A 3,208-nucleotide genomic window follows, 5' to 3' on the forward strand; every position below is an offset into this window, starting at 1 on the left:
GGTGCGCGAACCGCTGGAGTCGCGCACGTCCACGCTGCCCGGGCCGGCATCGCGCACGTCGATGCTGCCGTCGGCGTTGGCGACGGTGTCGGCGGCGACGGCGTCGCGGCGCCCCATCTCCACCGGATCGCCCTTCGTGGTGTCCTGCGCGGTCTGGCGCTCGGCCTCGGCGTTGACCTCGGCCCCGAGCAGCACGGCGTAGCTGATGACCCACAGCCAGACGAGCAGGATGACGACGCCGGCGGAGGCGCCGTAGTTCTTCGAGTAGGAGCTCTGCCCGGCGACGGAGACGTAGACCGAGAACCCGATGGACGCGATGACGCAGAGGACCGTCGCGACGATCGCGCCCACCGAGGCCCAGCGGAACTGCGGGGCGTCGCGGTCCGGCGCGACCCGGTAGAGCACGCCGAGGGCCACGACGAGCACGGCGACGAGCACGACCCAGCGCACCACGTTGACGAGGAAGCCGAGGCCGCCGGTCAGGCCGATCGCGTTGAGCACCGGGGGCAGCACGGCGACGAGGGCGACGGCGAGCAGGAAGGTGACGATGGCGCCGACGGTGAGCAGGAGGGCGGTGCCCTTCTTCTTGACGAACCCGCGGGTCTCGTCCTCGTCGTAGGCGGCGTTGATGGCGTCCATCATGTTCTGCACGCCGCTGGAGGCGCTCCACAGCGCCAGCGCGATGGCGACGGCCGCGCTCCAGCCGGCCGCGGCCTTGTTGCTGCTGATGGTCTCGACCTGGGAGAGCACGAGGTCCTTGGCCGGCGCGGGGATCGCCTCGCCGAGGCCGTTGATCTGGCGGGTGATCTGCGCCGGGTCGCTCACCAGGCCCCAGATGAGGAACGCGGCGGTGAGGGCGGGGAAGAGCGCCAGGAACGTCTTGAAGGCGACGCCGGCCCCGAGCAGCGGGACCAGGTCGGACTTCGCCTCGCCCCAGGCCCGCTTGGTGATCTGCAGCCAGCCCTTGGCGGGCACCTGCTGCGGCTTCTGCGCGTCGTGGCCCGGCGCCACGGCGCCCTGGGCGGTTCCCGAACTCCTGCTCATGCTCCTCGTCTACCCCGTAGACGGGTTTTCCATGCCGGTCGGGGCGGGCGGGGTTCGCGCCACCACCCGGACGGCGCAACGGGCCGCAGGAACGGGTGCGGCCCGGACGCCGTTCGCGTCCGGGCCGCACCCGTTGCACTGCAGTTGCTCCCGCCGCGGACGGCGGGGTCTTCTCACCAGCTGGACTGCGTCGACCCGGCAGACTGCGCCGTCCCGCGGACGTCCGTGACCGCCTCCTGGCCGTGCTGCTGCACGGTGGCGGCCGCGCCCTGGCCGTGCTCCTTGACGGCGCCAGCGGCCTCCTGGCCGTGCTGCTGCACGGTCGCCGCCGCGTCCTGGCCCTGCTCCTTCACGGCGGCCGCAGCGCCCTGGGCGTCCTCGCGGACGGTGCCGGCGGCCTGCTGCGCGGTCTCCTTGAGGGACTGCGCAGCTTCCTTGGCCTGGTCGCCGAGGTTGCTGCCGATCTCCGACGCGACCGACTTGGCCTCGGCCGCGATGCCCTGACCGCGCTCCTTGGCCGCGTCCACCGCCTTGGCGGTGACCCTCGCCTCGGTCTTGGTCGCCGGCGCCAGGGAGGAGATGAGCCAGCCCACGCCGAAGGCGATGAGGCCGGCGGCCATCGGGTTGCCCTGGGCGCGCGCCTTGGCGGCGCTGGTCGCCTCGCCGGCGGAGGGGGTGCCCTCCTTGGCGGAGGACACCTTGCCCCCCAGCCCGGATGCCGCGGAGGAGACCTTGTCGTGGGCGCCGGACGTCGCGGAGGACAGCGAGTCCTGCGCGCCGGAGATCTTGTCCTGCGCGGAACCCATGACGTCGTGGGCGGTGCCCATGATGCGGTCCTTGACCCCGGTGACGCGTCCGACGACGCGCTCCTTCTGCCGGTTGGCGATGTTGCCGGGGCTGAGCCGCTCGGTCAGCTCGTCGAGGTCGGCCGTCAGCGAGCTGCGGGTCTCCTCGATGTCGCGCTTCAGCTCGTCGGGTGCTTCGCCCACTGCACGTCCTCCTTCAGGGTGATGGTGGTCTTCTCCAGCGGCGGGGGAACCTTCTTCATCTCCGCCTTGCCGCGCAGCGCCAGCACCGCGGCGGCGACCGCCCACAGGACGGTGACGATGAGCGAGGACCAGACGTAGCCGATCGCGTCACCGATCGCGATGACGAGGAACGCCGACAGCGCGATGAGGAACACGTGCCCGGCGACGCCCGCCCCGGCGAACATCCCCGCGCCCTTGCCCGCGTTCTTGACGTCCTCGCGCAGCTCGGTCTTGGCGAGCTCCACCTCCTTGCGGACGAGGGTGGAGAACTCGGTCGTGATGCTGCCGACGATCTCGCCGAGCGAGCGCTCGCCGGTGGAGCCGGTGCCCGACGTGTTCGCCGTGACGCCGGGGTCGCCGACCTGGTGGGATCCGCTCACTGCTGGCCCCCGCTCGGGTACGGGCCGGTGTGGCCCTCGTTGGAGATCGACGGGACGTCGGACGCGATGTGGCGGGGCACGAGGTCCTCGTTCGGGTTCTGCCCGGTGAGGTTCGGCTCGCCGTAGGTGTGCTGACCGCCGTGGCCCTGGTCGTAGCCACCGGTGGTGCCGACGGCGCTGGTCGCCGTCGTCGGGTACGTGGCACCGGCGTACGCCGGCTCCGAGACCGTGAGGTCGACGGTGGCGGCGGGGGCCTGGGCGGTGACCTCGGGGGTGGTGTCGCGCTGCCCGATGGGGGCGTCGGAGGTGCGCGAGGAGTTCGCCGTCGCGCTGCGGGTGGCCCGGCCGGCGAGGATGCCCGCGGCTAGCGCGCCCAGCAGGAACGTCCCCGGCTTGCGGCGGGCGAAGGAGCGCGTCTGGTCCAGCAGGTCGGAGGCGCCGGCCCCGTCGATGTGGGTGCTCCAGGTCTGCACGCGCTCGCCGAACTGGCGGACGAGCTGCGCGGCGTAGCCGGAGCGGCTGCTGGCGCCGGCCATCTCCTGGAACTCCTCGGCGACCTCGCGCAGCACGGTGGCCAGGCGGTCGCGCTGGGTCTCGCCCTGCTCGGCGATCTGGCGGCGCAGGTCGCCCAGCAGGTCCTGGGCGTGCTCCTTGGCCTCCGCCACGACGGCGCCCGCCTGCTCCTTGGCGGTCCCGGCGACGGCGCTGGCCTGCTCCTTCGCGGTCCCCGCGACGGCGCTGGCCTGCTCCTTCGCG

4 protein-coding genes are annotated in these 3,208 nt (G+C 73.1%); all 4 read right to left on the bottom strand.

Features of this window, described 5'->3' with window-relative positions:
• Positions 1-1,044, bottom strand: a 1,044-nt coding sequence (locus tag ABEB16_RS14880) for a YihY/virulence factor BrkB family protein (RefSeq protein ID WP_345713016.1), incomplete at its 3' end; no start/stop codon positions are given.
• 173 nt (positions 1,045-1,217) lie between these two features.
• Complete coding sequence (locus tag ABEB16_RS14885; protein ID WP_345713017.1) at positions 1,218-2,033, bottom strand: DUF3618 domain-containing protein; 816 nt, start codon at positions 2,031-2,033, stop codon at positions 1,218-1,220.
• Complete coding sequence (locus tag ABEB16_RS14890) at positions 2,009-2,452, bottom strand: phage holin family protein (protein WP_345713018.1); 444 nt, start codon at positions 2,450-2,452, stop codon at positions 2,009-2,011. Before ABEB16_RS14890 ends, ABEB16_RS14885 begins: the two co-directional genes overlap by 25 nt.
• On the bottom strand, positions 2,449-3,208 hold a 760-nt coding region (locus ABEB16_RS14895), incomplete at its 5' end, for a hypothetical protein (RefSeq protein WP_345713019.1). The genes ABEB16_RS14890 and ABEB16_RS14895, both read right to left, overlap by 4 nt.

The sequence above is a fragment of the Kineococcus glutinatus genome (assembly GCF_039542765.1).
Lineage (GTDB): Bacteria > Actinomycetota > Actinomycetes > Actinomycetales > Kineococcaceae > Kineococcus_A > Kineococcus_A glutinatus.